At 71.3% G+C, this 25,773-nt stretch carries 24 protein-coding genes and 1 riboswitch; of the genes, 16 read left to right on the forward strand and 8 right to left on the reverse strand.

The genetic code is table 11. The features are described 5' to 3' along the window. Window positions 1-116 precede the first annotated feature (116 nt). A complete protein-coding gene (locus ACIBEI_RS16115; RefSeq protein ID WP_398889118.1) occupies window positions 117-1,142 on the forward strand; it encodes an MBL fold metallo-hydrolase in 1,026 nt (341 codons plus the stop codon). A 68-nt stretch (window positions 1,143-1,210) separates the two neighbouring features. On the opposite strand, the gene abc-f is transcribed toward ACIBEI_RS16115, so the two are convergent. Together abc-f and ACIBEI_RS16125 are read right to left on the reverse strand one after the other, a co-directional pair. Beyond that, window positions 1,211-2,842, reverse strand: a complete 1,632-nt coding sequence (gene abc-f / locus ACIBEI_RS16120; protein WP_398889588.1) for a ribosomal protection-like ABC-F family protein — start codon at window positions 2,840-2,842, stop codon at window positions 1,211-1,213. Between the two features lie 335 nt (window positions 2,843-3,177). Further along, window positions 3,178-3,909, reverse strand: a complete 732-nt coding sequence (locus ACIBEI_RS16125; RefSeq protein ID WP_398889120.1) for a phosphotransferase — start codon at window positions 3,907-3,909, stop codon at window positions 3,178-3,180. Window positions 3,910-3,994: 85 nt separating this feature from the next. Then, window positions 3,995-4,191, forward strand: a riboswitch (cobalamin riboswitch). 107 nt (window positions 4,192-4,298) lie between these two features. Here ACIBEI_RS16125 and ACIBEI_RS16130 point away from each other — a divergent pair. From ACIBEI_RS16130 to ACIBEI_RS16160, 7 genes are all read left to right on the forward strand, one after another. Next, on the forward strand, window positions 4,299-5,567 hold the full coding sequence (locus ACIBEI_RS16130) for a prenyltransferase/squalene oxidase repeat-containing protein (RefSeq protein WP_398889122.1): 1,269 nt from the start codon (window positions 4,299-4,301) through the stop codon (window positions 5,565-5,567). After that, window positions 5,564-6,274 carry an SCO2322 family protein gene (locus ACIBEI_RS16135; RefSeq protein ID WP_398889124.1) on the forward strand — a complete coding sequence of 237 codons (711 nt, stop codon included), beginning with the start codon at window positions 5,564-5,566 and terminating at the stop codon, window positions 6,272-6,274. Before ACIBEI_RS16130 ends, ACIBEI_RS16135 begins: the two co-directional genes overlap by 4 nt. Before the next feature lie 150 nt (window positions 6,275-6,424). Then, complete coding sequence (locus tag ACIBEI_RS16140) at window positions 6,425-7,615, forward strand: energy-coupling factor transporter transmembrane component T (protein ID WP_398889126.1); 1,191 nt, start codon at window positions 6,425-6,427, stop codon at window positions 7,613-7,615. Further along, window positions 7,612-9,381, forward strand: coding sequence for an ABC transporter ATP-binding protein (locus ACIBEI_RS16145; RefSeq protein WP_398889128.1), 1,770 nt, complete (start codon window positions 7,612-7,614; stop codon window positions 9,379-9,381). The genes ACIBEI_RS16140 and ACIBEI_RS16145 overlap by 4 nt, the downstream gene beginning before the upstream one ends. Continuing rightward, complete coding sequence (locus tag ACIBEI_RS16150) at window positions 9,378-10,331, forward strand: ECF transporter S component (RefSeq protein WP_398889130.1); 954 nt, start codon at window positions 9,378-9,380, stop codon at window positions 10,329-10,331. Before ACIBEI_RS16145 ends, ACIBEI_RS16150 begins: the two co-directional genes overlap by 4 nt. A gap of 333 nt (window positions 10,332-10,664) precedes the next feature. Then, a complete protein-coding gene (locus ACIBEI_RS16155; RefSeq protein WP_398889132.1) occupies window positions 10,665-11,090 on the forward strand; it encodes a transglycosylase SLT domain-containing protein in 426 nt (141 codons plus the stop codon). Window positions 11,091-11,245: 155 nt separating this feature from the next. Beyond that, window positions 11,246-11,986, forward strand: a complete 741-nt coding sequence (locus ACIBEI_RS16160; protein WP_398889134.1) for a YoaK family protein — start codon at window positions 11,246-11,248, stop codon at window positions 11,984-11,986. On the opposite strand, the gene ACIBEI_RS16165 is transcribed toward ACIBEI_RS16160, so the two are convergent. Continuing rightward, window positions 11,964-12,413 carry an ATP-binding protein gene (locus ACIBEI_RS16165; protein WP_398889590.1) on the reverse strand — a complete coding sequence of 150 codons (450 nt, stop codon included), beginning with the start codon at window positions 12,411-12,413 and terminating at the stop codon, window positions 11,964-11,966. The two genes, ACIBEI_RS16160 and ACIBEI_RS16165, sit on opposite strands and share 23 nt — an antisense overlap. Window positions 12,414-12,566: 153 nt before the next feature. Here ACIBEI_RS16165 and ACIBEI_RS16170 point away from each other — a divergent pair, with 153 nt between their 5' ends. Together ACIBEI_RS16170 and ACIBEI_RS16175 are read left to right on the forward strand one after the other, a co-directional pair. Next, complete coding sequence (locus tag ACIBEI_RS16170) at window positions 12,567-13,415, forward strand: helix-turn-helix domain-containing protein (protein WP_398889136.1); 849 nt, start codon at window positions 12,567-12,569, stop codon at window positions 13,413-13,415. Next, window positions 13,375-13,584, forward strand: coding sequence for a DUF397 domain-containing protein (locus ACIBEI_RS16175; RefSeq protein ID WP_398889138.1), 210 nt, complete (start codon window positions 13,375-13,377; stop codon window positions 13,582-13,584). Before ACIBEI_RS16170 ends, ACIBEI_RS16175 begins: the two co-directional genes overlap by 41 nt. Here ACIBEI_RS16175 and ACIBEI_RS16180 read toward each other — a convergent pair. Further along, a complete protein-coding gene (locus ACIBEI_RS16180) occupies window positions 13,568-14,737 on the reverse strand; it encodes a steroid 3-ketoacyl-CoA thiolase (protein ID WP_383936336.1) in 1,170 nt (389 codons plus the stop codon). The genes ACIBEI_RS16175 and ACIBEI_RS16180 overlap by 17 nt on opposite strands. A gap of 279 nt (window positions 14,738-15,016) precedes the next feature. Between ACIBEI_RS16180 and ACIBEI_RS16185 the strand changes: the two genes are divergently transcribed. Next, window positions 15,017-16,261 carry a cytochrome P450 gene (locus ACIBEI_RS16185; protein WP_398889140.1) on the forward strand — a complete coding sequence of 415 codons (1,245 nt, stop codon included), beginning with the start codon at window positions 15,017-15,019 and terminating at the stop codon, window positions 16,259-16,261. Between the two features lie 184 nt (window positions 16,262-16,445). After that, the gene (locus ACIBEI_RS16190; protein ID WP_398889142.1) at window positions 16,446-18,101 is read left to right on the forward strand and encodes a hypothetical protein; all 1,656 of its coding nucleotides are present in this window, start codon (window positions 16,446-16,448) and stop codon (window positions 18,099-18,101) included. Here the strand turns inward: ACIBEI_RS16190 and ACIBEI_RS16195 are convergent. Next, window positions 18,055-20,127: a bifunctional glycosyltransferase 87/phosphatase PAP2 family protein gene (locus ACIBEI_RS16195; RefSeq protein WP_398889144.1), complete on the reverse strand. Its 2,073-nt coding sequence runs from the start codon at window positions 20,125-20,127 to the stop codon at window positions 18,055-18,057. The two genes, ACIBEI_RS16190 and ACIBEI_RS16195, sit on opposite strands and share 47 nt — an antisense overlap. Window positions 20,128-20,441: 314 nt before the next feature. Here ACIBEI_RS16195 and ACIBEI_RS16200 point away from each other — a divergent pair, with 314 nt between their 5' ends. Further along, a complete protein-coding gene (locus ACIBEI_RS16200) occupies window positions 20,442-21,122 on the forward strand; it encodes an O-methyltransferase (RefSeq protein WP_398889146.1) in 681 nt (226 codons plus the stop codon). Between the two features lie 77 nt (window positions 21,123-21,199). On the opposite strand, the gene ACIBEI_RS16205 is transcribed toward ACIBEI_RS16200, so the two are convergent. Beyond that, entirely contained in the window at window positions 21,200-21,598 is a 399-nt protein-coding gene (locus ACIBEI_RS16205; protein ID WP_189838110.1) for a hypothetical protein, read from the reverse strand. 191 nt (window positions 21,599-21,789) lie between these two features. Between ACIBEI_RS16205 and ACIBEI_RS16210 the strand changes: the two genes are divergently transcribed. Next, on the forward strand, window positions 21,790-22,194 hold the full coding sequence (locus tag ACIBEI_RS16210; RefSeq protein ID WP_398889148.1) for a DUF1992 domain-containing protein: 405 nt from the start codon (window positions 21,790-21,792) through the stop codon (window positions 22,192-22,194). 163 nt (window positions 22,195-22,357) lie between these two features. On the opposite strand, the gene ACIBEI_RS16215 is transcribed toward ACIBEI_RS16210, so the two are convergent. Together ACIBEI_RS16215 and ACIBEI_RS16220 are read right to left on the reverse strand one after the other, a co-directional pair. After that, window positions 22,358-23,617 (reverse strand): hypothetical protein, encoded by a 1,260-nt coding sequence (locus ACIBEI_RS16215; RefSeq protein ID WP_398889150.1) that lies wholly within the window; start codon window positions 23,615-23,617, stop codon window positions 22,358-22,360. A gap of 5 nt (window positions 23,618-23,622) precedes the next feature. Beyond that, the gene (locus tag ACIBEI_RS16220; RefSeq protein WP_398889151.1) at window positions 23,623-24,360 is read right to left on the reverse strand and encodes a hypothetical protein; all 738 of its coding nucleotides are present in this window, start codon (window positions 24,358-24,360) and stop codon (window positions 23,623-23,625) included. A gap of 189 nt (window positions 24,361-24,549) precedes the next feature. Between ACIBEI_RS16220 and ACIBEI_RS16225 the strand changes: the two genes are divergently transcribed. Both ACIBEI_RS16225 and ACIBEI_RS16230 read left to right on the forward strand, forming a co-directional pair. Further along, window positions 24,550-25,179: a dihydrofolate reductase family protein gene (locus tag ACIBEI_RS16225; protein ID WP_398889153.1), complete on the forward strand. Its 630-nt coding sequence runs from the start codon at window positions 24,550-24,552 to the stop codon at window positions 25,177-25,179. 71 nt (window positions 25,180-25,250) lie between these two features. Then, a complete protein-coding gene (locus tag ACIBEI_RS16230) occupies window positions 25,251-25,772 on the forward strand; it encodes a GNAT family N-acetyltransferase (protein WP_398889155.1) in 522 nt (173 codons plus the stop codon). The last annotated feature ends 1 nt before the right edge of the window (window position 25,773 follow it).

The raw sequence follows: 25,773 nt of genomic DNA on the forward strand, positions 1-25,773 counted from the left end.
CTCCCGCGATCGATCGTGATCCATCGCGGTCCATCACGCCGACCCGGTAAGTGACTTGGGCTCCCATTGGAACCGGTTCTAGTTATAGTGACCGGGAGTCGGCGACAGGGGAACCCATGGCACAGGTGACCGATCACGGCGGCGGCGTACGATCCGTCGAGGTTCCCATCCCGGACAATCCACTCGGAACGACGCTCGTGTATGTCGTGGACACCGACCGCGGGCCGGTGCTGATCGACACGGGCTGGGACGACCCGGCGTCCTGGGACACGCTCGCCGAGGGGCTGACGGCCTGCGGAACATCGGCCGGGGAGGTCCACGGAGTGGTGATCACCCATCACCACCCGGACCACCACGGCCTGTCGGGCAAGGTGCGGGAGGCGTCCGGCGCCTGGATCGCGATGCACGCCGCCGACATCTCGATCGTACGGCGGACGCGCGGGACGAAGCCCGGGCGCTGGTTCACGTACATGGCGGACAAGTTGACCGCCTCGGGTGCGCCCGAGGAGCACGTGGCGCCGATGCGCGCCGCCCGCTCCCGGATGTTCCCCGGCGCCTCCCCCGCGCTCCCCGACCGCGAGATCGTCCCCGGCGAACTCCTCGACCTCGCCGGCCGCCGGCTCCGCGCGATCTGGACGCCGGGCCACACCCCCGGCCATGTCTGCCTCCACCTCGAGGAGGCCCACCCGGCCCAACTCCCGGGCCACGGACGTCTGTTCTCCGGCGACCACCTGCTGCCGAGGATCACCCCGCACATCGGCCTGTACGAGGACCCGGACGACGAGACCGTCGCCGACCCGCTCGGCGACTACCTCGACTCCCTGGAACGGATCGGCCGCCTCGAACCGGCCGAGGTCCTCCCGGCCCACCTGCACGCGTTCACCGACGCGCCGTCCCGCGTAAGGGAGTTGCTCGACCACCACGAGTCCCGCCTCACCGACCTGCGCTCCCTCCTCGTCACCCCGCTCACCTCCTGGCAGCTCGCCGTCCGTATGGAGTGGAACCGCCCGTGGGACGACATCCCCTACGGATCGAGGAACATCGCCGTCTCGGAGGCGGAGGCCCATCTGCGCCGCCTGGTGAAACTGGGCCACGCGGAGGCGGTACCGGGGAGCGATCCGGTGACGTACGTGGCGGTGTGAACCGCCCCGCCGGACGCCCCGCCGGACGCCCAGGTCGCGTCCGGCGGGCGGTTCACGGTTCGACGCCGTCAGTTCCGGCGCGTCTTCTCGGCGGCCATGGGCAGTTCCAGTCGCGGCCCGTGGAAGCGTTCGCGCAGGAGCCGGTCGTGCGTCACCACGACCAGCGTGCCGGTGTAGTGGGCGAGGGCCGCCTCGATCTCCTCCACCAGGGCGGGGGCCAGGTGGTTCGTCGGCTCGTCGAGCAGAAGCAGATCGAGTGGACCGGCCGTGACGAGCCGGGCCAGTTCGAGCTTGCGGCGCTGCCCGACGGACAGGTTCCGTACGGGGACGGTGAGGTCGGCGGCGTGGAACAGGCCGAGCGCGAGGAGTGCGTCGGCGTGCTCGTCGGGGTGCCCCGCCCTGTCGGCCGCGAATGCCGCAAGCAGCGTACGGGCGTCGAAGGCGTCGTCGGGCGCGCTCTGCTGACGTAGGAATCCGACCCGGCGCGGTCGGCGTACGACACCGGCGTCGGGCGTCAACTCCCCTGCCAGCAACTGGAGAAGGGTGCTCTTGCCGGCGCCGTTGGGGCCGGTGACGAGGAGTCGGTCACCCGGGGTGAGCGTCAGGGACGGAACGTACAACCTCCCTTCGACCAGAACCCCTTCCAGGTGCGCGGCCGTTGACGCTTCCTCGGCGACCGGCGCGCCTTCGACGCGGCCCGTGAACCGCAGTGGCTGCGGAGGTGGCGCTACGGGGTGCTCGGTCAGCCGTTGCAACCGTTCGCGTGCGTTGCGGATGCGGCTCTGTGCGCCATGGGCCCGCGAGCGGGCCCGAAAAGCTCCGGCGCCGCTGAACGCCGCCGGCGCCTTGCGGGGGATCTCGGCCAGCATCCCGATACCGGAGTCGGCGAGGTGTTCCTGTCGGGCGACCTCGTTGCGCCATTGCTCGTAGTCCCACGCCCACCGGGCCCGGGCCGCCGCCTTGGCGGTGAGAAAGCCGGCGTATCCATTGCCGTAGCGCCGTACCGTGCGCCGGTCGGGGTCCACTTCCAGGATGGTGTCGGTGACGCGTTCCAGGAACGCCCGGTCGTGCGTTGCCACGACGACCGTGCCCCGATGACGGCGCAGATGTCCTTCGAGCCAGGCCACGGCCTCGTCGTCCAGGTCGTTGGTCGGCTCGTCGAGCAGCAGCAGTTCGGGGGCCGAGGCCAGGGTCGCGGCGAGCGCGAGCCGGGAGCGCTGCCCTCCGGAGAGGGTGTTCAGCGCACGCTCCCGGTCCAGTGGCGCGTGCTCGCCGAGCCGTCGCAGGGTCACCTCGACCCGGCGATCCGCGCTGTGCCCGCCCCGCGCGTCGAACTCGGCCACCAGTGCCGCGTAGCGGTCCAACTCGGCGGTGCCGGCCGTGCCCAGTGCGGCCTCGGCGACCCGAATACGGTGCTCCAGGGCGCGTAGTTCGCCCAGTACGTGGTCCACAGCATCGCCCACGCGCGCCGAACCGGGCAGGTCGAGGGTCTGGCGAAGGTGGCCGATCCCGCCCGGCGCGACGACGGTCAGGCTGCCGTTGTCGACCGGCTCCTGCCCTGCCAGCAGCCGCAGGAGCGTGGACTTCCCGGAGCCGTTGTCCCCGACGATCCCGACCTTCTCACCCGGCCGGACAGTGAGGGACACACGGTCCAGCACCACGCGGTCGCCGTAGCGCTTGGTCACCTCGGCGAGAGCGATCTGGGACGTGGCGAGAGACGCGGTGAGAGGAGAAGCAGTGACGGTGGTGACGGTGGTGTCGACGGAAGCACAGTGCAAGTGCGGTCCTTTGCTCGGTGAACAGGGTCGTGCGGCTGACAGCGGAAGCACCGGCTGCCGACCGATGAACAATAAGCTAGACGATACGGTCCGTCTCGTCAATAGCTTTAGCCCGCACCCCCACAGGAAAGCGGGGTCCGCTTGCGCCTGCGGGTAGGGAGGCGAGCTGGCTTCAGCGGCGGCGCAGGCGTTTGTCGGTGATCGGCGGGGTGGGGTCGATGTAGACCAGCCGCACAACCGGACGCCCCACGGCCCTCCTAGGCCAGCAGTCTGCGGATCAACTCCCCTGCCTCACCCAGGAGTTCGACCTCGTGCGGGCTCATCGTCGGGTTGGCGGCCCGTTGCCGTGTGGCCCAGCCGAGACCGCCGTCCGGGCCCGTCAGGAGTGCCGGGTCGGGGCAGCCGGTCAGCAGGGCGGACAGCATCTCCTCGGCCAGGAGGGCGCGGGGATCGTCGTCGACGGCCACCTGGGCCACGATCACGGCGGACATGCTCCAGTCGCGGCCGGGCGGACCCTCGTCGGTGTTGGCCCAGTCGATCACCATGGGGCCGGCCGGGGTCAGGAGGACGTTCTCCGGGTGCAGATCCAGGTGCAGGACGCGTACGGCGGGGTCGGTGGAACGGCGGGCCGGGATCGCGTGCAGGTCGCGCAGGAGCCGGGCGAGCGCCAACCCTGCCTCCCCGGCCGCGAGTTGGCCGACGGCCAGCGCCTCGACCACGGTCGGCCCGTACAGCCGCTCCATCACGAGGTCGGTGCGCGCGTCCGCAGCCCGCACGCGCGGCACGGGATAGCCGTGACCCCGTACGTGCTCCATGACGGCCGCCTCGGCCGGCGCGTCCCCATAGCCGTCCCGGTAGCGGCGCAGCACCCACGCCCCGCCCCCGGAACCATCGCCGAGACCGTCGTAGCCGTCGTGATCGTCGAGCGCGTAGACATCCGCCGTGCGCCCCGAACCGAGCAGGCGGCCGGCCCCCGCAGGTATCCCCATGGGCAGAAGCTACCCGGAGCCGCCGCCCGGCCTCACAGACAGGCCCACAGGCGACCCCCAACAGCCGCCCCTCAGGGTCTTGCTACGGGCCGGTACAGTGAGCGGGTCGTCATCACAGTCGTTACGGGGGGAAGCCGGTGCAAATCCGGCGCTGACCCGCAACCGTGTGCCGCCCGGCCGATCGGTCGATCACTGGATCACTGGACCAATGGATTCAGTGGATCAATGGATCAGCCGATCAGGGGCGGTGAGCCGGACTGCCCCGTACGGACGTGACCGGCTCGCGTCACCGGGACCGCCGGTGACCGGCACCGTCGAGGCATACGGAGCCGAGCCGCCTTGGATTCCAGGCTGCCCGGCTCCCTGACCGGGAGAGGCATCCGCCGATCATGTTTGTCCGCCGCAGCGCAGCGGTACTGGCCGCTACCGCCGTGATCGGTACGGCGTTCGCGCCGGCCGCCCTCGCCGACGAGTCGCCCGGCGCGACCCCGTCCCAGGCGTTCCCCTCCGCCCTGTACGGCAGCACCGACCCCACCTACGACGGCGTCTGGCGGCAGTCGCTCGCGCTGCTCGCCCAGGACACGGTGGAGGTGAAGCCCGCGAAGAAGTCCGTCGACTGGCTCGTCGGGCAGCAGTGCGAGAGCGGGGCCTTCGCGGCGTACCGCCCCGACCCGAGCGCCAAGTGCGACGCCAAGACCAAGGTCGACACGAACAGCACGGCCGCCGCGCTGCAGGCCCTGGAGGCCCTCGACGCGAGCGACGCCGTGACGGGCGCGGCCGTGAAGTGGCTGAAGTCCGTGCAGAACAAGGACGGCGGCTGGGGCTACTTCCCCGGCACGCCCAGCGACACCAACTCGACGTCCGTCGTGATCGGGGCCCTGGACGCCGGGGACACCGACCCGAAGGACGTGCCCTCGAAGGACGACCGGACGCCGTACGACGCCCTGCTCGGCCTCTCCGTCCCCTGCGACGAGACCGGCGGCGGCGCCTTCGCCTTCCAGCCGGACAAGAAGGGCAAGCTCGCGGCGAACGCGGACGCCACGGCGGCCGGGGTGCTGGGCGCGCTCGGCGAGGGCCTGGACGCCGATCCCGACGAGGACGGCGCCGACAAGGCGTCCCCGAAGGCGTCCCAGTGCGCGGGCGGCGACTCCTTCACGATCGAGGACGCGGCTGCCAACGGTGCCCTGTACCTCGCGGGCGCGGTCGCCAAGAACGGCTATCTGAAGTCCTCCCTCCCCGGTGCCGAGGACCAGCCCGACTACGGCAACACCGCCGACACGGTCGTCGCGCTCGCCGCCGCGGGCCGCACGGCCGACACCGGGAAGCCGCTGGCCTGGCTGGAGAAGAACTCCGGTACCTGGGCGGCGAAGAGCGGCCCGGCGGCGTACGCGCAGCTGATCTTCGCGGCGAACGCCACCGGCACGGACCCGCGCGCCTTCGGCGGCGCCGACCTCGTGAAGCAGCTCGGCGCGACCGGCCCCGCGGCGACTTCCTCCGACGCCTCCACCGCCCCGGCGGACGGCAAGAACGACGAGGCGGACACCTCGGACGAGGACGACGGCGGGGTCAGCCTCTGGTGGATCATCGGGGTCGGCCTGGTCGGCGGCATCGGAATCGGCTTCCTCCTCAGCGGCCGTAACAAGAAGCAGCAGCCGTGACCTGCCGCCGCCTGGTTCTGCCGGTCCTGTGTCTCCTGCTCGCCGTCCTCGGCACGGCGGGGCAGGCCCAGGCGGTCGGCTACCGCTACTGGTCCTTCTGGGACCGGGACTCCACCGCCGATACGGCCGATACGACCGATACAGCCGATACGACCGTCCCGGCCGATACGTGGGTGTACGCGACCCAGGGGCCGTCGACCGCACGGCCCTCGGACGGTGATGTCCAGGGGTTCCGTTTCTCGGTGAGCGAGGACTCGAAGGACTCGGCGAAGCCGCGCGGGGCGGCCGACTTCGCGACGATCTGCGCGAAGACGCCCGCACGGGAGGGGTCCAAGCGGGTCGGCCTCGTCCTCGACTTCGGCACGGCCGCGGACGCCCCGTCCGGCTCGACCCCGCCCCGCCCCCGCACGGCCTGCGCCCGCGTCGACGACGACGCCACGACCGCCGACGCCCTCGCCGCCGTCGCCAAACCCCTCCGCTACGACACCAACGCCCTGCTCTGCGCCATCGCGGGCTACCCGACCACGGGCTGCGGAGAACCGGTCGCGGCCGACCGCCCGAAGACTTCGACGTCGCCCGGCGAGGAGGCGGAGAGCAAGCCCGGCAACGGGGACGGCGGCCCCTCGGTGGGCCTGTTGGCCGGAATCGCCGCGGTGGCGGCCCTGGGCTCGGCGGCGGTATGGCAAGCCCGCCGCCGCCGCGACTGACGGGCCTGTGCAATGACCGCCAGCAACGACGACGAGTACCGGAGGCGCGGCACCGGAGACACTCCCGGGCCTACGCCCGCCGCCGCCCCAGCTACCGCTGCCACCTCTGTGGGCAGGCGTTCCGCAGGGCGGAACGGGTGGGCACAGCCCATGGCACCGGGCGCCCTTTCCAGAAAAGTCCAACACAGACTCACCGCCCCACAAGCAACCAGAACCAACGCAATCCACCCCGGTGCCTGGTGGCTCTGGGCCCTGAGCCTAGGAACGGCCGCATCCCGCACCACGAACCCCCTCCTCCTGGCCCTCCTGATCGGCGTAGCCGGCTACGTCGTGGCCGCCCGCCGCACAGAGGCCCCCTGGGCCCACTCCTACGCCGCCTTCGTGAAACTCGCCCTGGCCGTCCTGCTCATCCGCCTCGCGTTCGCGGTAATCCTCGGCTCCCCCATCCCCGGCACCCACACCCTCCTCACCCTCCCCGAACTCCCCCTCCCGGCCTGGGCGGAGGGCATCCGCATCGGAGGCCGAGTCACCGCCGAAGGCCTCGTCTTCGCCCTCTACGACGGCCTGAAACTCGCCACCCTCCTCATCTGCGTAGGCGCGGCGAACGCCCTGGCGAACCCGGCCCGCCTCCTCAAATCCCTCCCAGGAGCCTTGTACGAGGCGGGAGTTGCCGTAGTGGTGGCCCTCACCTTCGCCCCGAACCTGATCGCGGACGTCCAACGCCTGCGCGCCGCCCGGCGCCTCCGAGGCCGCCCGGACAAGGGTCTGCGCGGCCTGCTCCAGGTCGGACTCCCGGTCCTGGAGGGCGCGTTGGAGCGGTCCGTCTCCCTCGCGGCGGCGATGGACGCCCGCGGCTACGGCCGCACGGCGGACGTACCACGCACCGTCCGCCGCACCACCGCCGCACTCACACTGGGCGGCCTGGTCGGCGTCTGCGCCGGAACGTACGGCCTGCTCACCGCGGAAGGCGGCAGCTACGGCCTGCCCGTACTGCTCACCGGACTCGCCGCGGCCCTGGCCGGTCTGTGGCTCGGCGGCCGCCGCTCACTGCGTACGCGCTACCGGCCGGACGCGTGGGGCGTACGCGCATGGCTGGTCGCCGCGTCCGGCGCGGCGGTCGCAACGCTGCTGATCCTCTACGCCTCCTACGCCCCGTCCAACTCCGAGGCCCTGCACCCCGGTGTCGTCCCGCTGACCGCACCGACACTCCCCCTGTGGCCTGCGGCAGCGATCCTGCTCGGCCTGCTCCCCGCCTTCATCGCCCCCGCACCCGCACCCGCACCCAAGAACACCGACCCCAAAACCACCGACCCCAAGACTGCCCGCGAGGAACCCTCATGATCCGCTTCGAGAATGTCTCCGTGACATACGACGGAGCGGCAGGGCCGACCGTCCAGGGCATCGAACTCACCGTCCCCGAGGGCGAGTTGATGCTGCTGGTCGGGCCGTCCGGGGTCGGCAAGTCGACGGTGCTCGGCGCGGTGAACGGACTGGTCCCGCACTTCACGGGCGGCACCCTGCGCGGTCGTGTGACGGTGGCGGGCCGCGACACCCGTACCCACAAGCCGCGCGAACTCGCGGACGTGGTCGGCACGGTGGGCCAGGATCCGCTGTCGCACTTCGTGACGGACACGGTCGAGGACGAACTCGCGTACGGAATGGAGTCGTTGGGCCTCGCCCCCGACGTGATGCGCCGCCGCGTAGAGGAGACCCTCGACCTGCTCGGCCTCGCCGACCTCCGCGACCGCCCCATCGCCACGCTCTCCGGCGGCCAGCAGCAGCGCGTGGCGATCGGCTCGGTCCTCACCCCGCACCCCAAGGTCCTGGTCCTCGACGAACCGACCTCGGCCCTCGACCCGGCCGCCGCGGAGGAGGTACTCGCCGTCCTCCAGCGCCTCGTCCACGACCTCGGCACGACGGTCCTCATGGCAGAGCACCGCCTGGAACGCGTCATCCAGTACGCCGACCAGGTCGCCCTCCTCCCCACCCCCGGCGCCCCTCTCGTGCTGGGCACACCGTCCGAGGTCATGGCCGTCTCCCCGGTGTACCCGCCGGTGGTGGCGCTGGGCAGGCTCGCGGGTTGGTCACCCCTGCCGCTGACGGTGCGGGACGCCCGGCGAAGGGCCGGCGCACTGCGGGAGCGGCTGGAGAACACCACGTACGAAGCAGCGAGCACGTACGCGAACACGGCACCCCTGCTCCCGACGGAAAGCACCCCGACGCCCACCCGTCACCCCCGCCCGCGCCCCCGCCTGTTCCGCAAGCGCACCCCCGAACCCGCACCCACAACCACACCCCCCAGACCCACCACACCCACAACTCCCCACCACTCAGCGACAGTTGAGAACCTCTCCGTCCGCCGAAGCCGCACCGAGGTCCTCCACTCCGTCACGCTCACCGTCGACCCGGGCGAGACCGTCGCCCTCATGGGCCGCAACGGCGCCGGCAAGTCCACGCTGCTCTCCGCCCTCGTCGGCCTGGTCGCACCGGCGTCGGGATCCGTGCGGGTGGGCGGTGTCGAGCCCCACCGCACGGCACCCCGTGAACTCATCCGCCACGTCGGCCTCGTACCGCAGGAGCCCCGCGACCTGCTGTACGCCGACACGGTGGCCGGGGAGTGCACGGCCGCGGACTCCGACGCGGGGGCGGAACCGGGCACCTGCCGGACCCTGGTGTCCGAGCTGCTCCCGGGCATCGCGGACGACACGCATCCGCGGGACCTCTCGGAGGGCCAGCGGCTCGCCCTCGCCCTGGCGGTAGTCCTGACGGCCCGCCCGCCCCTGCTCCTGCTCGACGAGCCGACCCGAGGCCTCGACTATGCGGCGAAGTCCCGGCTGGTCACCGTCCTGCGGGGGCTGGCGGCCGAGGGCCACGCCATCGTGCTGGCCACCCACGACGTCGAGCTGGCCGCCGAACTCTCCCACCGGGTCGTCATCCTCGCCGACGGCGAACCCGTGGCGGACGGCCCGACGGCCGAGGTCGTCGTAGCCTCCCCGTCCTTCGCTCCACAGGTCACCAAGATCCTCGCCCCACAGAAGTGGCTCACGGTCCCGCAGGTGCGCGAGGCGCTCCGCGCGACCGAAGGGGAGAAGGAGCCGGACTCATGAACGAGAAGCCGCACCCCCGCCCCGAACCGCACCCCCGCCCCGAGCCTCACCCCGAGTCTCTCCTCATCCCCGAACCCCTCCCCGAACCCCTCCCCCTCCCCCAACCCCAAGCCCGCCCCATCCGCCTGGGCCCCCGCTCCCTCGCCGCCCTCCTCCTCGTGAGCCTCGTCGGTCTGGCGGCGCTGACCTGGCCGTTCTTCAGCGGGCCCACGTCCCAGGTGAGTGCCCACGCCAAGGACGCGCCCTGGCTCTTCGCGGGGCTGCTGGTGCTGCTGGTCGGGGGCGTCGGGGCGACGATCTCCGAGTCGGGGCTCGGCCCCAAGGCCGTGGCCATGCTCGGTGTGCTCGCCGCCACGGGGGCCGCGCTGCGGCCGATCGGAGCCGGAACCGCCGGCATCGAGCCGATGTTCTTCCTGATGGTGCTGAGCGGGAGGGTCCTCGGGCCGGGTTTCGGATTCGTACTCGGGGCGGTCACGATGTTCGCGTCGGCGCTGCTCACGGGCGGGGTCGGGCCGTGGATGCCGTTCCAGATGCTGTCGATGGGCTGGTTCACGATGGGCGCGGGCCTGCTGCCGGGCCCGGACCGGCTGCGCGGCCGGGGCGAGCTGTCGATGCTCGCCCCGTACGGGTTCCTCGCGGCCTTCGCGTACGGCACGGTCATGAACCTGGCCGGCTGGCCCTTCATGGACGCGCTGTCGTCGAACGTCGCCTTCGACCCGCACGACGACGTGGACGCCAACCTGGCCCGTTTCGTCGCGTACTGTCTGGCCACCTCGCTCGGCTGGGACCTGGGCCGGGCCGTCGTGACCGTCGTACTGACCCTCACGCTCGGCGCGACCGTCCTCAAAGCGCTCCGACGGGCCACGCGGAGGGCCGCCTTCGAGACCTCGGTCACCTTCGAGGACCCACGTGGTGCGGCGCCCGTCACACCGTCCGGCCGCACACCGTAGACGCTTCAACCACTGCGGGTTACACCCACCGTGAGGCGGCCCACAGGACCTAGGTCACTTACGAAGCGCGGCCGTAGATCAATCCTTCTGTCATGCCCACGCCTTTACCGCCTCTGACCTGCGGATTGAGAGCCACGTCACAGAAGGACCTTTTGCGGCGGATACGACCACAACTAGCAAAAGGGGTCATTGCGGACGCCCTCCGAGCCTGTTTCTCTGGATGAGTCGCAAGGCGCCGACGAGCCCCCCTGGGCCTCGGCGCCAACGCATGCCAAGGCCTTACGGGTCACGGCGTACGAGCGACCGCCATGTCCCCGAAGGAAAAGGTTCTCTGTGTCCATCTCCACCCGCATCCGCCGCATCGCCACTCCGAAGAAGGCCCTCACCGGTGCCGCCGTGGCCGCTGCCACCGCCGGCATGGTGTTCGCGGCGGGCCCCGCTCAGGCCGCGGCCCCCTCGAAGGCCTCCTCCACCTCGGCCAAGGCGATCGCGCAGAAGATGATCCCGAACGACTCGCAGTACAAGGCGTTCAGCAAGATCGTCGAGCACGAGAGCGGCTGGAACGTCACCGCCACCAACGCCTCCTCCGGCGCCTACGGCCTGGTCCAGGCCCTGCCGGCCTCGAAGATGGCCTCCGCCGGTTCCGACTGGAAGACGAACCCGAAGACCCAGATCAAGTGGGGCCTCGACTACATGAACGACCGCTACGGCAGCCCGACCGGCGCCTGGAACTTCTGGCAGGCCAACGGCTGGTACTGACCGGCCCAGCAGCACCCCCGTACGCGAAGGCGGCGGCCCCCGATCCCCGGGGCCGCCGCCTTCGCCATGTTCCGGCGGGGCACATCCGGAATCTCGACGGCCGCCCGTGGTGAACTTGCGAGCACTGAGCCCATCCGCGCCGACCGGAGGCCCTCATGAGCGCCGAAGAGACAGAGGAGACGGGCGGCCCCGAGGCCAAGCGGGCCCCCGGCACAGACCCCGGCCCCGGCCCCGATCCCGAGGCACGCGGCCTGCGGCTGGTCGTCGTCCTGCTGGCCCTGACCGTGGTCAGCGGGCTGATCGACGCGGTGAGCTATCTCGGCCTTGAGCACGTCTTCACGGCGAACATGACCGGCAACATCGTGGTCCTGGGCTTCGCCGCCGCCGGAGCCCCGGGCTTCTCGGTGTCCCACACGCTGACGTCACTGGCCACCTTCCTCGTGGGCGCGGTGGCGGGCGGGCGGATCGCGCTCCGGCTCGGCGAACGTTCCCGCCGGACCTGGACCCGTCTCTCACTGGCCGCCGAGGCGCTGCTGGTGGGCGCGGCCGCGGTGATCGCCTTCGCCTCACCCGACTCCGGCGCCACGGTGTACGCCGTCATCGCGGTGACGGCCTTCGCGATGGGCCTGCGCAACGCGACGGTACGCAAGCTGGGCGTACCCGCCCTCACGACCACCACCGTCGTGACGATGACCCTGACCGGCCTCGCGGGCGACTCCCCCGCCGCGGGCGGCAGCGGCCACCACTCCCTGCGACGCGGGGCCTTGGTGGCCGCGATGTTCGCGGGCGCCCTGCTCGGCGCGTGGCTGGTACTGAACCACGGCCTGGCCCTTCCGCTGCTGGTCGCGGCGGGAGTGGTGGCGGTACTGGCGGTCATGGCTTCGGGGAAGGAGTGAGGCCGGTCCGGCCGCCCACACCAACACCTCGCGAAGCCGCTCTTCCCTCTACCTCTCCCGCTCCCTCTCCCCAACACTCGAACCACACCGTCTTCCCACCCGCGACCGCAGGCTCCACACCCCACTTGTCGGCCACCGCGTCGAGCAGTACGAGCCCGCGACCGCCCTCCGCCTCCAGCGACAACTCGGCCGGAATGGACGGCAGGCGGGGGCATCCGTCCATGACCTCCACCCGAACCCCCGCCACCTGCCTCAGCAGCAGGAACTCACAGCGCCGGTCCGGGACATGGCGTACGACGTTGGCGAGCAGCTCGGTCACACCCAGTTCCACGGCATCGGTCAGCTCGGCCATCTCCCACTCGCGCAGGTATGACCGGACGATGCGGCGGACGTACTGCGGCGAGTGCTCGCCGACGGTGAGGCGCATGCGGTACTGGGTGGTGCGGGGGCCCGCGAGGGTGGGGGGAATGATGTAGTTCACCCCACAAGGCTGACCTCACTTGACTACCCTCGGCTACAGAACGGATACAACTGGTCCGCTGGTGGGCCGAGTTGCACATCGTGCGAGAGAGGTCCGTACGTGACCCACATCAACGTTCTCGATCCGGGCGCATCGCCACTCGACTACTACGGGTTCGAGCTGCGACGGCACCGAGAGGCCGCCGGACTGACGCAGAAGCAGCTCGGGGACGTCATCAACTACACCGGTTCCCTGGTCGGCCAGATCGAGACCGCACGGAAGGTCCCGACGCCGGAGTTCAGCGAGCGGGCGGATGCAGCACTGGGGACGGACGGGTTGCTGTCACGCCTCGTCTCACTGGTCATGCGCAGCCAACTCCCGGCTTGGTTCCAACAGGTGGCGGAGTTGGAGACTCACGCGAAGGCGATCTACATCTTCCAGCCTCAACTGGTACACGGCCTGTTGCAGACGAAGGCCTACGCCCGTGCGGTGCTCGGCGCCATGAACGACAGCGACGTGGACAACCGGACCGCCGCGCGAATCGCGCGACAGCGCATCCTCGGTAAGGACAACCCGCCAGCGTTCTGGGCGGTGCTCGGCGAGGCCGTGCTCTACCAGAAGATCGGCGGAAGGGAGGTCATGCGAGAGCAACTGTTGAGGCTGTTGTCCTATGAGCGGCACCCGCGCGTGAACATCCAGGTGCTGCCCTACGAGGCGGGGGTCCATGCCGGGCTGATGGGTGCCTTCAACGTCTTCCACTTTGCGAGCGATCCAACCATCGTCTATAGCGAGGACTACGAGACGGGGCACGCGACCGCCAATCCTGACGCAGTCGACTCTCGATCGCTCCGTTACGATCATCTGCAGGCTGCGGCCCTGTCGGTGAAGGACTCGGCAGCGCTGATCCGGCACGTGGTGGAGGGACGCTATGGAAAGCAACTCACGTCCGACGGACACCCAGTGGCGTAAGTCGAGCTACAGCGGAGATACAGGCGGCGACTGCGTCGAAGTCGCCGACATACCCGCCCCCACCACCATCGCCATCCGCGACTCGAAGAACCCGGCGGGGCCGATGCTCACCCTCGACCCCGACACCTTCACCACGTTCCTCAACTGGGCCGCTACAAGCGCTGAATGATCGTCCCGGTCGCCAGCGCCCCACCCGCGCACATCGTGATGAGCGCGAACTCCTTGTCCCGGCGCTCCAGTTCGTGCAAGGCGGTCGTGATCAGGCGTGCCCCTGTGGCCCCCACAGGGTGCCCGAGCGCGATGGCGCCGCCATTCACGTTCACCTTCTCCAGGTCCTGTTCGAAGACCTGGGCCCAGCTCAACACCACGGACGCGAACGCCTCGTTGACCTCGATGACGTCGATGTCCTTGAGCGACATCCCGGCCTTCCCGAGGACCGCCTTCGTGGCGTCGATCGGGCCGTCCAGATGGAAGTGCGGGTCGGAGCCGACCAGGGCCTGAGCCACGATCCGCGCGCGCGGGCGCAGCTTCAGCGCCCGGGCCATCCGCTTGGACGCCCACATCAGGGCAGACGCACCGTCGGAGATCTGCGACGAGTTGCCCGCCGTGTGGACCGCCGTCGGCATCACCGGCTTCAGGCCGGCCAACGCCTCCATGGACGTGTCGCGCAGCCCTTCGTCACGGTCGACCAGCCGCCACATGCCCTGCCCGGCGCGCTGCTCGTCCTCCGTCGTCGGCACCTGCACGGCGAACGTCTCCCGCTTGAAGCGCTCCTCGGCCCACGCCGCCGCGGCCCGCTCCTGTGAGATCAGCCCCAGCGAGTCGACGTTCTCGCGAGTCAGCCCCCGGTGACGAGCGATCCGCTCGGCCGCCTCGAACTGGTTCGGCAGGTCGACGTTCCACTCGTCCGGGGTCGGCTTCCCCGGGCCGTGCTTGGAGGCGGCCCCGAGCGGCACTCGGGACATGACCTCGACGCCACAGCTGATCCCGACGTCGATGACGCCCGCCGCGACCATGTTGGCGACCATGTGGGAGGCCTGCTGCGAGGATCCGCACTGCGCGTTCACGGTCGTCGCCGCCGTCTCGTACGGCAGGCCCATCGCGAGCCACGCCGTACGGGCGGGGTTGCCGGACTGCTCGCCGGCGTGGGTGACCGCTCCGCCGACGACCTGCTCGACGCAGTCCGCGTGGATACCCGTACGGCCGAGGAGTTCTCGGTAGGTCTCGCCCAGCAGGTAGGCGGGGTGGAGGTTGGCGAGCGCGCCGCCGCGCCTGCCGATGGGGGTGCGGACGGCTTCTACGATCACGGGTTCCGCGGCCATGGGGAGTTCCTCTCCTCGGGTCACCCGCGCGGCGCGGGCGTCCCGGCCCACCCGCCACGCTGAACTAGTACGCGTTCTAGTTCTGTCTGCAGTCTGCTGACCCCGCGTCCGTCACCGCAAGGGTCGTGCAGCTCCCGAAGTCGCGATCTGCACGACTTCCGCACGCAATTCGGGTCGTCGCGCCTCTTGCCACTTGTAGAACCCGTTACTACCTTCACGGCAATTCCCGGTACCTGATGGACCGTCAGAACCCGACCGTCGCACGACCTGGAGTTGCCGATGCCCTGTCCAGCGCTGCCCGACGGGTTCGATCTCACCGATCCCGACCTGCTGCACCACCGCGTGCCCTTCCCGGAGTTCGCCGAGCTGCGTCGGACCGAACCGGTCCACTGGATCGCCCAGCCGCCCAATCTCGCCGGCTTCCGGGACGAGGGCTACTGGGCCGTCACCCGGCACGCCGACGTCAAGTACGTATCCACGCACCCCGAGTTGTTCTCCTCCGCCCTCAACACCGCGATCATCCGCTTCAACGAGCACATGGAGCGCGACGCGATCGACGCCCAGCGGCTGATCCTGCTGAACATGGACCCGCCCGAGCACACCCGGGTCCGCCAGATCGTCCAGCGCGGCTTCACCCCGCGCGCCATCCGCGCGCTGGAGGAGAACCTGCGCGGCCGCGCGGGCCGGATCGTGGAGACCGCGCTCTCGAACGCGGGCCCCGGCGGTTCCTTCGACTTCGTGACCGAGGTCGCCTGCGAACTGCCCCTCCAGGCGATAGCCGAGCTGATCGGCATCCCGCAGGAGGACCGGGCCAAGATCTTCGACTGGTCCAACAAGATGATCGCGTACGACGACCCGGAGTACGCGATCACCGAGGAGGTCGGCCAGGAGTCGGCCACGGAGATCCTCGCCTACGCGATGAACATGTCCGCCGACCGCAAGCAGTGCCCGGCCAAGGACATCGTGACCACGCTGGTCGCCGCCGAGGACGAGGGCAACCTCGGCTCGGACGAGTTCGGCTTCTTCGTACTCATGCTGGCCGTCGCGGGCAACGAGACGACCCGCAACGCCATCACCCACGGCATGCACGCCTTCCTCACCCACGCCGACCAGTGGGACCTCTACAAGCGGGAGCGCCCGGCGACCGCCGCCGAGGAGATCGTCCGCTGGGCCACACCGGTCGTCTCCTTCCAGCGCACGGCGACCCAGGACACCGAACTGGGCGGCAAGCAGATCAGGAAGGGCGACCGCGTCGGCATCTTCTACTCGTCCGCCAACAACGACCCGGCCGTCTTCGACTCACCGGAGGTCTTCGACATCACCCGCGACCCGAACCCGCACCTCGGCTTCGGGGGCGGCGGCCCGCACTTCTGCCTCGGCAAGTCGCTGGCCACGCTGGAGATCGACCTGATCTTCAACGCGGTCGCCGACGCCATGCCCGACCTCCGACTGGTCGGCGACCCTCGCCGGCTCCGCTCGGCCTGGATCAACGGCGTCAAGGAACTGCAGGTCAGCGCCGGTTGAGCCGCCGGTGACCCGCTACGCGGGAGGCAGGGGCATCCCCCCTACGCCCCGCCCCTGCCTCCCCCGGGCCCCAAAGGGCTGCCCCACACCCCAAAACAGGTGAACGTTTCCGGTCCGTTACGCGTCTTCACGGATGGCACAGCCAATTCACACCTTCGAAGACTTCGAACGGAAAAGCCGAGCCGTGGTCCCAGCCGAACTCTCCCTCGTCCGGCCGGAGGGCGCGGCCGCCTCCCGGAAGCGGGACCTCCGCCCGGTTTGGAGGCGGATCCGCGTTCCCCTCCTCGCCACCCTGCCGACCGTGCCGCTGTACGTGGTGTGGTGGCTGTTCCTGGCCACCGGCGGCGGTGATCTCGCGGCGCAGGAGGCCTGGGCCGACTTCGCGTCCCGGCACGGCGGTTCGGCGTACAGCCTGTTCTGGTACGGCGGGATGCACACCGCCAACTACAGCCTGATCTCGCCCTACTTGATGGCCGCCTTCGGCGTGCGGACCGTCACCGTCGCGTCGGGGTTCCTCGCCGCCTGGCTGGCCTCGGTCCTCATCGTCCGTACGGGGATCCGCCGGCCGCTCGGCCCGGCGCTGCTCGCGTCGCTCGCGCTGTGGTGCAACGTCGCGTCGGGGCGGACGACCTTCGCCCTCGGGGTCGCGCTCGGGCTGGCGGCCTGTGTGCTGCTGACCCGGGAGCGCCGCCTGCCGCTCGCGGTGGCGTACGCGGCGCTGGCGGCCATGGCGAGCCCGGTGGCCGGACTGTTCCTGGTCGTGGCGGGTGCCGGCTACGCGCTCGGGCGGGACCGGGTGCGGGCCGCGGCGCTGATCGTCCCGCCGGTCGTGGTGGTGGGCACGACCACCCTGCTGTTCCCGTTCACCGGCGAGCAGTTGATGCCGGCGGCCCGGATCTGGCCGCCCGTCGTGATCGGCCTCGTCGTACTGACCCTCGCACCGCGCGGCTGGCGGGTCCTGCGCTGGGGCGCCGTCGTGTACGCGGCCGGGACGGTCCTCACGTATCTGGTCCCCTCGCCGGTCGGCACGAACGTGGAACGGCTCGCGGAACTGTTCGCGCCCGCCGCCCTGTTGGCCGCGCTGCTGGCGGTGCCGGCCACCTCGGCACCGGCCGGGGTGCCCCGCAGACGCACCAAACAGAAACGGGTAGCGCTCGCCATGGCCCTCGTCTTCTCCGTGGGCTGGGTGGGCAAGAAGACCGTCGACGATCTGCAGGTGTCGACGGCGGTACCGGCCTGGGCCCACGACACCACCAGCGTCGTAGAGGCCCTGGACCGGCTCGGCGCCGACCGTACGCGCGTCGAGGTGGTCCCGGCCCGCAACCACCGCGAGGCCACCGCGCTTGCCCCGCACGTGAATCTGGCGCGCGGCTGGAACCGGCAGCTGGACATGGAGCGGGGCCGGCTCTTCTACGACGGGACGTTCTCGGAGACGACGTACCGCGCCTGGCTGGACCGGTGGGCGGTCGGCTTCGTAGTGCTGCCCTCGGGTAAGCCGGACGGCTTCGCGGAGGACGAGGCGCGCCTGGTCGCGCGGGGCACCGAGTGGCTGGAGCCGGTGTGGCGGGACGTGAACTGGCGGGTCTACCGCGTGCGCGGGGCGGTGCCGCTGGTGTCGAAGCCCGCCACCGTCGTGCGGGCCGACAGCGCCCAGGTCCTCGTGCACGTCCCGCGAGCCGGCTCGGTGACCGTGCGCGTCGCCTTCTCGCCCTGGCTGTACGCCGAGGGCGGCTGCCTGGAGAAGGCGGGCGAGTTCACGCGTCTGACGGTGACCGAGCCGGGCGAGTACCGGATCAGTTCGGGGTACGGCCCTTCGCCGGGACCGGCTCCGCGATGCTGACCTCCTCGGTCCCCGCCCCCTCCGCCGCCGGTTTTGCGAGCGTTCGCGGGCGCGGTCCCTGGAGGAGGTAGGTCAGCGCGAAGCCCGCGCCGACGACGGCCGCGCCGCCCACCGCGTCCAGGACCCAGTGGTTGGCGGTCGCCACGATCGCGGAGACCGTGAACAGCGGGTGCAGCAGGCCGAGGGCCTTCATCCACCACTTGGGGGCGAGGATCGCGATGACGAGCCCGCACCACAGCGACCAGCCGAAGTGCAGCGAGGGCATCGCCGCGTACTGGTTGGTGAGCGCGGTCAGCGTCCCGTAGTCCGGCTGGGAGAAGTCCTGCACACCGTGCACGGTGTCGATGAAGCCGAGGCCGGGCATCAGCCGCGGCGGGGCCAGCGGGTAGAGCCAGAAGCCGACGAGCGCGAACAGCGTGGCGAAGCCGAGCGCCGCGCGGGCCCAGCGGTACTCGGCGGGACGGCGGACGTAGAGGACGCCGAGGACGCTCAGCGGCACCACGAAGTGGAACGACGTGTAGTAGAAGTCGAAGAAGCTCTGCAGCCAGGGGACGTCCACCACCGCGTGGTTGACCCAGCGCTCGACGTCGATCTGCAGGAACTTCTCGATCGCGTGGATCTGCTCGCCGTGCTCCTCGGCGGTGGCCCGGCCCCCCGTGTTGGTGCCGCCGGTCGCCGCGAGCCTGACCTGCTGGTACGCGGAGTAGCCGACGCGGATCAGCAGCAGTTCGAGCAGCAGGTTCGGGCGGGTGAGGACCCGGCGCAGGAACGGCAGCAGGGGTACGTGCTTCCATCGGGTGGGCACCGGTCTCGCGTACTCGGTCGGGATGGGCGACCGGTAGTACTCCGACGTACGGGACAGAAACGGAACCGCGGTGGCGGCGGCGAGGGCGGCGAGCAGGACTACGTTGTCACGCAGCGGATAGAGGGCCGGCATGTTCGGCAGCATCATCTTCGCCGGGAGCGTCATCACCAGGATGACGGCGACGGGCCATACGTACCGGTCGCCGGCCTTCTTGCCGACCCGGCCGACCAGCGCGAGCAGCACCCACAGCAGCTGGTGCTGCCAGGTCGTGGGCGACACGGCGACGGCGACACAGCCGGTGACCGCGACCGCGAGCAGCAACTGCCCGTCCCGGGCGTACCGCACGGCGCGGCGCAGGCCCAGGACGGCGACGGCCGCGCCCAGCGCCAGGAACAGCCCGATCTCCAGCGGCCCTTCGAGGCCGAGCCGCAGCAGTGCGCCGTGCAGCGACTGGTTGGCGAGGTCGTCGGCGGGCCGCCCGAGCCCGACTCCGGCCAGGTGGTGGACCCAGTACGTGTACGAGTCGTGCGGCATCGCCGCCCAGGCGAGCGCGGTGCCCGCGGCGAAGGTGATCCCGGTGGAGGCGGCGGCCCGGCGACGGCCGGTGAACCACAGGAGCGGCGCGAAGAGGAGCACGGTCGGCTGGAGGGCCGCCGCGAGCCCGATCAGCACCCCGCTCGCCCGTTCCCCGCGCACGGCGAAGCAGCCGAGGAGCACGAGGAGAACGGGAATGATGCTGGTCTGGCCGAGGTACAGCGTGTTGCGCACGGGCAGCGACAGCATCAGCAGGCTGATCGCGACCGGCGCGGCGAGTAGTGCCGTACGGCGGCTCACTGGCTGTGGCAGGGCGCGGGCGGCGACCAGGCCGAGGGCCGCGACCAGCAGCAGGGTGCCGAAGGTCCAGCCCCAGCCGAGGGCCTGTTCGGCCGAACGGGTGAGGGGCTTGAGGACGAGCCCGGCGAACGGAGTGCCCGTGAACTGGGTCGAGTCGTACAGCGAACCCTTCACATGGAGCACGCCGTTGGGGCCGACCCAGGTCTCCAGGTCCGTCAGGCGTTCGCCCTTCGGCGTGCTCAGGACGACGGCGACCTGCCGTACGGCCAGGACCGCGGCGATCAGCCAGAGGCCCGCGCGGACCAGTCCCAGCCGTGCCTTCGCCGCTCCGGGCGCCGCCGCCCCGAAGGCATCCCCTGGTCGCCCACCGTGCTCAACATTCGCCACGCGCCGTCGGCCCTCCCGCCCCGTTCGTCCCCGGTGTCCCATGGGTCTGGGTGCGTCTGTTTCCTGTTCGAATCCTAAGAGGCTCGCACTCCCCCCGCCGTGAGACGCAGGCAACCCCCTCTTCACCTGACGTCCTTCAGTCTTTTGTCCGGATGGAGGTGTTGTACGGCCGGTGTGGCTCCCTCGCAAGTCGCCGCGAGACCTCCGCGAGTCGCCGCGAGGGGAATACAACCACCCAACCTGCCGGTAACCGGCTATATTCGGCGACAGAACTAGTTAGCGCACCTAACTAGACAGACGAAAGGTATACCCGTATGACCGAGCCGCAGCACTGGCACGACGTGGACGACTACTTCACCGGCCTCCTCGCCCCGCCGGACGACGCCCTGACCGACGCTCTGAAGGACAGCGACGCCGCCGGACTGCCCCACATCAACGTCGCCCCGCCGCAGGGCAAGCTGCTGCATCTCCTCGCCGTGATCCAGGGCGCGACCCGCATCCTGGAGATCGGCACGCTCGGCGGCTACAGCACCATCTGGCTGGCCCGCGCCCTTCCGCAGGACGGCCGGCTGATCACGCTGGAGTACAGCGAACAACACGCCGAGGTGGCCCGCCGCAACCTCGCCCGGGCCGGCCTGGACAAGATCACCGAGGTCCGGGTGGGCCCGGCACTCGACTCCCTGGCGAAACTGGCCGACGAGGGCGACGGGGACACGGCCCCCTTCGACCTGGTCTTCATCGACGCGGACAAGGTCAACAACCCGCGCTATGTGGAGTGGGCCGTCAAGCTCACCCGGCCCGGCAGCCTGATCATCCTCGACAACGTCGTCCGCGGCGGCGCCGTCACCGACCCCACCAGCGACGACCCGAGCGTACGGGGTACCCGCGAGGCCCTCGACCTGTTCGCCACCCACCCGAAACTGACCGCCACGGCGATCCAGACAGTGGGCTCGAAGGGCTACGACGGCTTCGCGCTGGCGCGCGTACTGCCGTAGCCCCTCCGGGGCCGCCCCCTGTCCCATCCCTGACCGCTGCGAGTCGCTGACCGCTGCGAGCTCTCGCCCTTCGAGGGTCAGGCCTCGTGGTAGAAGCCCACGTTGACGCTGCGGGGCCCCGTGCGGTCGTAGATGATCAGTTCACCGGAACCGCCGAGGGGCAGCTTGGCCGTCCCGCCGTACGGCAGGATCTGCGGGGCGGCCCCGCCGACCAGGGTGAACCGCACCTCGGACGAGGGGTCGTCGTGCGAGCCCCGGAGCCAGGTCACCTGCCAGCTCCCCTCGGGCCCGCACAGGAACTCCAGGTGCACCCGCGAGACGAACAGCCAGTCGTCGGGCGTCGCGAGGCGGCACACGCCCCGGTCCCGCCCCACCCGCAGCACGGCACCCGGCTCGCTCGGCGCGTCGGCCATCTGCATACCGGCCGTCGCGCCGGCTTCCGTACCGGACACCGTGGCCATGGTGAGTTCGAGCACGTGTGCTCCTTCGTTCCCGCGCGTTCCCGCGTTCCAATTGTCCCGCGCCAGGACGCGGTTGACGCCCCGGCGAGGTGTCGCCGCCGAATGATAATTCGCCCGGCCCCGGACCGTCCGGTGCAGTCCCACACCGCTCGGGGCGGTCGCACATCGCTCGGCACGGTTCGCACACCTTCCGGCACAATGGACGCATGACCGAGCGCAAGCCTCCTGGTGTCAGCTTCGAGTCCTGGGTCGACAAGCAGATCCGCGATGCGGAGGCCCGTGGGGAGTTCGCCGATCTCCCCGGCATGGGCAAGCCGCTGACGAGCGGTCCCGACACGTCGTACGACGAACTGTGGTGGATCAAGCAGAAGATGATCCGCGAGGGCCTGACCGTACTGCCGCCGACGCTGGCCCTCCGCAAGGAAGCCGAGGACGCCCTTGAGGCGGCCGCGAAGGCCCCGTCGGAGTCGGCGGTACGGCGGATCATCACGGAGATCAACAAGAAGATCCGCGAGATGATGTTCAAGCCGCCGCCCGGCCCGCCGCTGGGCCTCAAGCCGTACGACGTCGAGGAGATCGTCCGCGAGTGGCACGCGGGTCGGCCCGGCTGAGCCCGTCCGCGTCCTCGTCGAGACCGCGCCGCCCTCTTGGGGCACGGGTGAGGCCCTGCCCCGACACATGGCCCGGGGCAGGGCCTCGCTGCGCAAGTCGCCTATGGCGTACGGGAGTTCGTGGGAGGGGGAGGGGGACGGTGGTTCGCTGAGGCTTGTGGGTTCAGAGCCGCAGGAGCCGTTCCGCCAGTTCCCGGTAGTCCCGTAGGGCCAGGCGGAGTTGTTCGGTGTCGGCCTTGTCCTCGCCGGTGGTCTGCCAGGACGTACGGAGTGTGCGGCGGCGCTCGGTCACGGCGTCGGTGAACCGTGCCGCGACCTCTTGGAGGATCTTGTCGGCCTCCTCCACCGAGCCGCGCGGGCCGTCTATGAAGCCGGCCACCGCGTGTTGCAGCTGGCGGCTCCACTTGTCGCCCGCGTCGGGGGACATCAGGCGTCCGCCGGCGCGTCCGGCGCCTCCGGCGGTTCCGGGGGGCGACTTGGCCTGGGTGGCGGCCGGGTTGCCTGGGACAGGGGTGCCTTCAGGAGCCCTTGGACTTCCCTCCGTGGTCTTGTGCAGGTCGTCTTGGGCTGAGCGCGCAGTTCCCCGCGCCCCTGATGGGGCGGGTGTGGCTGAGCCGGTGTCGGAGGCGGGGGCCCTGCCCGGAGCGGGGATCCGTTCGGGGGCCTCGGCCTGGTCGACGGCCTCCCTGGCCTCCCTCCGGTCCGCGGCCTCGGTTCGGTCGGGTGTCCCGGTACGACCGGGAGCCTCGGTCCGGTCGGATGCCTCGGTCCGGCCAAATATCCCGGTCCGGCCGGCAGCCTCGGTTCGGTCGGGTGTCTCGGCACGGTCGGGTGTCTCGGCACGGTCGGGTGTCTCGGCCCGGTCGGGTGTCTCGGCCCTCCCGGCACCCTCGGCCCTCCCGGCACCCTCGGCCCGCCCGGCAGGCTCGGCCCGCCCGGCGCCCTCGGCCCGGCCGGCAGACTCGGCCCGGCCCGCAGACTCGGCCCGGCCCGCAGGCTCGGTCCGGCCCGCAGCCGCGATCCGGCCAAATATCCCGGTCCGGCCGGCAGCCTCGGTCCGGTCCGGTGTCTCGGCCCGCCCGGCACCCTCGGCCCTCCCGGCACCCTCGGCCCGGCCCGCAGGCTCGGTCCGGCCCGCAGCCGCGATCCGGCCGAGTATCCCGGTCCGGCCGGCATGCTCGGCCCTGTCGGGTGCTCCGGTCCCGTCAGGTGCCTCGGTCCGGTCGGCAGACGTCGGCCTGTCGGGAGACATCCGCCGGTCTGCGGACGTCGGCCGGTCTGCGGACGCCGGTCGGTCCGCGGACGTCGGACTGTCCGCGGACGCCGGACTGTCCGCGGAGGTCGGTCGCTCGGCGGACGTCGGACTGTCGTTGCGCCGTTCCGGCGGGGGCGGGGGTGCGGCCGTGGTGTTGTCGTCCGGCATGGCTCTCAACTCCCCTTCACATGGCGCCTGTTGAGTGCCCACGGCGCGTGCAGGCGGCCGCGGGAGCTGTCCGTGTCGGTGTCCGTTCGGGTGGCCGCAGGGGCTTCCTCGGTCTTCCCCCGGGGCTCGGTTTTCCCCCGGGGCTCGGTCTTGCCCGGGGACAGCGCCTTCCCCTCCCCGCGGGCCGGGGCCGTCAGGTCCTGGAAGAGCGCGCGGGCCTCGACCAGGGCCTCGCGCAGTTCCTCCGTACCGGCCGCGGGGCCCGCGCCGGAGCCGGCCGTGGGTGCGTGCGCGGCCCGGTGGACGCGCCGGTAGCCGTGGACGTGGTGCGCGTGGTGCACGGAGAGCGCGTCGAGCTGCTCGTCGTAACGGCCGCCGTCCGGGAACCCGCGGGCGCCGGCCACCTCGGCGATCAGCCGGTCCGCCTCGACGACGGCGTCGCGCGGCGAATCGACGAACTGCTCCTGGACCGCGGTCCAGCGGACCATGTACCGCTCCCGCGCCGCGGGCTCCAGCGGCTGCTCGCGCAGCGATCCGTGCCGCTTCACCCGCTCTTCGAGCTCGTGCTCGGCGGCCTTGGAGTCGCCGTCGTGCCGGGCGACGGCCCGGTCGTACTCGGGCCCGAAGCGCCGCTTCAGACCTCGCCCGCCGCCCGCCCCGCGGGCCGCCACGGACCGGGCGACCACGGCGGCCACGAGAGCCACCGCGACCACGATCAGAAGGATGATCACGCCTGTGGACATGGAATGCCTTCCGGGTTCTGGGCCCAGTGGGCCGCTTCCCCAGCCGGGTTGCCCGGACGACGCTCCCCAAACTGCGCTCGTGACTTCCGTGCGGCAGCGTGTCGAATACGGCGGCCCTCGTTCGACGCATGGGTGAGAGCACGAGTGAGGGGCGGCACAGGGGCGCCTCCTGATACCGAGGAGAACATCATGAGCAAGGTCGTCGCACGGATCGGAATGTCGCTCGACGGATACATCACCGGCCCCGACGCGGGGGCCGAGCACCCGCTCGGCATCGGCGGCGAACGTCTGCACCGCTGGGTGTACGGACTGCGCGCGTTCCGCGAGATGCAGGGGCAGAAGGGCGGGACGGAGGGCCGGGACAACGACGTCGTGGCCGAGTGGGTCGCCCGGTCGGGCGCGGTGGTCATGGGCCACGGCATGTTCGTCAGCGGCGAGGTGCCCTGGGGCGACGAGCCGCCCTTCCACATGCCGGTGTACGTCGTCACCCACCACCCCCGCGAGACCGTGGTGAAGGAGGGCGGCACGAGCTACACCTTCGTCACCGAGGGCCCCGAGCACGCGCTCGCCCTGGCCCGTGAGGCGGCGGGCGAGAAGGACGTCTCCCTGGCGGGCGGCGCGAACCTGGTCCAGCAGTTCATCCGCGCCGGCCTCCTCGACGAACTCCTCCTCCACGTCGTCCCGGTCCTCGGCTGCGCCGGCACCCGGCTCTTCGACGACCTGGGCACGGACCAGATCGAGTGGGAGAAGGCCTCGGTCGTCGACTCCCCCGAGGTCACCCACATCCACCTGCGGGCCCTGAAGCGGGCCACCGGCTGAAGCGGGCGACCGGCTGAGCCGACGGTAATTCGCTTGCGGACGGCGTACGGGTCCTCGTGACAATGCCCGCCATGAAGACACGTACGCCCGGTGCGCCGGGGCCCTGGACCGTCGCCCCCGAGCCCTTCGACTCACCGGCCGCGGTCGCCCTCTGGCGGGCGTACTACACGGAGGTCAGCGACCGCTGGTACCGGCTGCACCGCGGGCACGACACCGACCCCGCCGAGCTGGAGCGCGAGATCGCCGCCGAGAGCGGGGCCGAATTCGCCCCGCCGGGTGGGGTGTTGCTGATCGCGCGGCACGAGGGCGAGGCGGCGGGCATGGCGGGCGTACGGCTCCGGGACGCGACGACGGGCGAACTCAAGCGTGTCTTCGTACGCGACGAGCTGCGGGGCAGGGGCGGCGGTGCCGTTCTTCTCGGGGCGGCCGAGGCGGCGGCCCGTGCGCTCGGGGCCGGGCGGCTGGTCCTCGACACCCGGGGCGACCTGGTGGAGGCGCGGGCGCTGTACGCCCGGCACGGCTACGCGGAGACCGAGGCGTACAACGACCACGCGTACGCCGAGCACTGGTTCGCCAAGCAACTCACCGTCTGAG

Origin of the sequence: Streptomyces sp. NPDC050988, assembly GCF_044456225.1 — a bacterium.
In the GTDB taxonomy this organism is placed as follows: Bacteria; Actinomycetota; Actinomycetes; order Streptomycetales; family Streptomycetaceae; genus Streptomyces.

Excerpts from the sequence above, each read along its gene's own strand:
- ACIBEI_RS16185 (WP_398889140.1), top strand. The coding sequence starts at position 15,017 with ATGCCCTGTCCAGCGCTGCCCGACGGGTTCGATCTCACCGATCCCGAC.
- ACIBEI_RS16230 (WP_398889155.1), top strand. The coding sequence starts at position 25,251 with ATGAAGACACGTACGCCCGGTGCGCCGGGGCCCTGGACCGTCGCCCCC.
- ACIBEI_RS16115 (WP_398889118.1), top strand. The coding sequence starts at position 117 with ATGGCACAGGTGACCGATCACGGCGGCGGCGTACGATCCGTCGAGGTT.
- ACIBEI_RS16125 (WP_398889120.1), bottom strand. The coding sequence starts at position 3,909 with ATGGGGATACCTGCGGGGGCCGGCCGCCTGCTCGGTTCGGGGCGCACG.
- ACIBEI_RS16145 (WP_398889128.1), top strand. The coding sequence starts at position 7,612 with ATGATCCGCTTCGAGAATGTCTCCGTGACATACGACGGAGCGGCAGGG.
- ACIBEI_RS16130 (WP_398889122.1), top strand. The coding sequence starts at position 4,299 with ATGTTTGTCCGCCGCAGCGCAGCGGTACTGGCCGCTACCGCCGTGATC.
- ACIBEI_RS16150 (WP_398889130.1), top strand. The coding sequence starts at position 9,378 with ATGAACGAGAAGCCGCACCCCCGCCCCGAACCGCACCCCCGCCCCGAG.
- ACIBEI_RS16160 (WP_398889134.1), top strand. The coding sequence starts at position 11,246 with ATGAGCGCCGAAGAGACAGAGGAGACGGGCGGCCCCGAGGCCAAGCGG.
- ACIBEI_RS16200 (WP_398889146.1), top strand. The coding sequence starts at position 20,442 with ATGACCGAGCCGCAGCACTGGCACGACGTGGACGACTACTTCACCGGC.
- ACIBEI_RS16140 (WP_398889126.1), top strand. The coding sequence starts at position 6,425 with ATGGCACCGGGCGCCCTTTCCAGAAAAGTCCAACACAGACTCACCGCC.
- ACIBEI_RS16210 (WP_398889148.1), top strand. The coding sequence starts at position 21,790 with ATGACCGAGCGCAAGCCTCCTGGTGTCAGCTTCGAGTCCTGGGTCGAC.
- ACIBEI_RS16215 (WP_398889150.1), bottom strand. The coding sequence starts at position 23,617 with ATGCCGGACGACAACACCACGGCCGCACCCCCGCCCCCGCCGGAACGG.
- ACIBEI_RS16180 (WP_383936336.1), bottom strand. The coding sequence starts at position 14,737 with ATGGCCGCGGAACCCGTGATCGTAGAAGCCGTCCGCACCCCCATCGGC.
- ACIBEI_RS16220 (WP_398889151.1), bottom strand. The coding sequence starts at position 24,360 with ATGTCCACAGGCGTGATCATCCTTCTGATCGTGGTCGCGGTGGCTCTC.
- ACIBEI_RS16175 (WP_398889138.1), top strand. The coding sequence starts at position 13,375 with ATGGAAAGCAACTCACGTCCGACGGACACCCAGTGGCGTAAGTCGAGC.
- ACIBEI_RS16165 (WP_398889590.1), bottom strand. The coding sequence starts at position 12,413 with ATGCGCCTCACCGTCGGCGAGCACTCGCCGCAGTACGTCCGCCGCATC.
- ACIBEI_RS16225 (WP_398889153.1), top strand. The coding sequence starts at position 24,550 with ATGAGCAAGGTCGTCGCACGGATCGGAATGTCGCTCGACGGATACATC.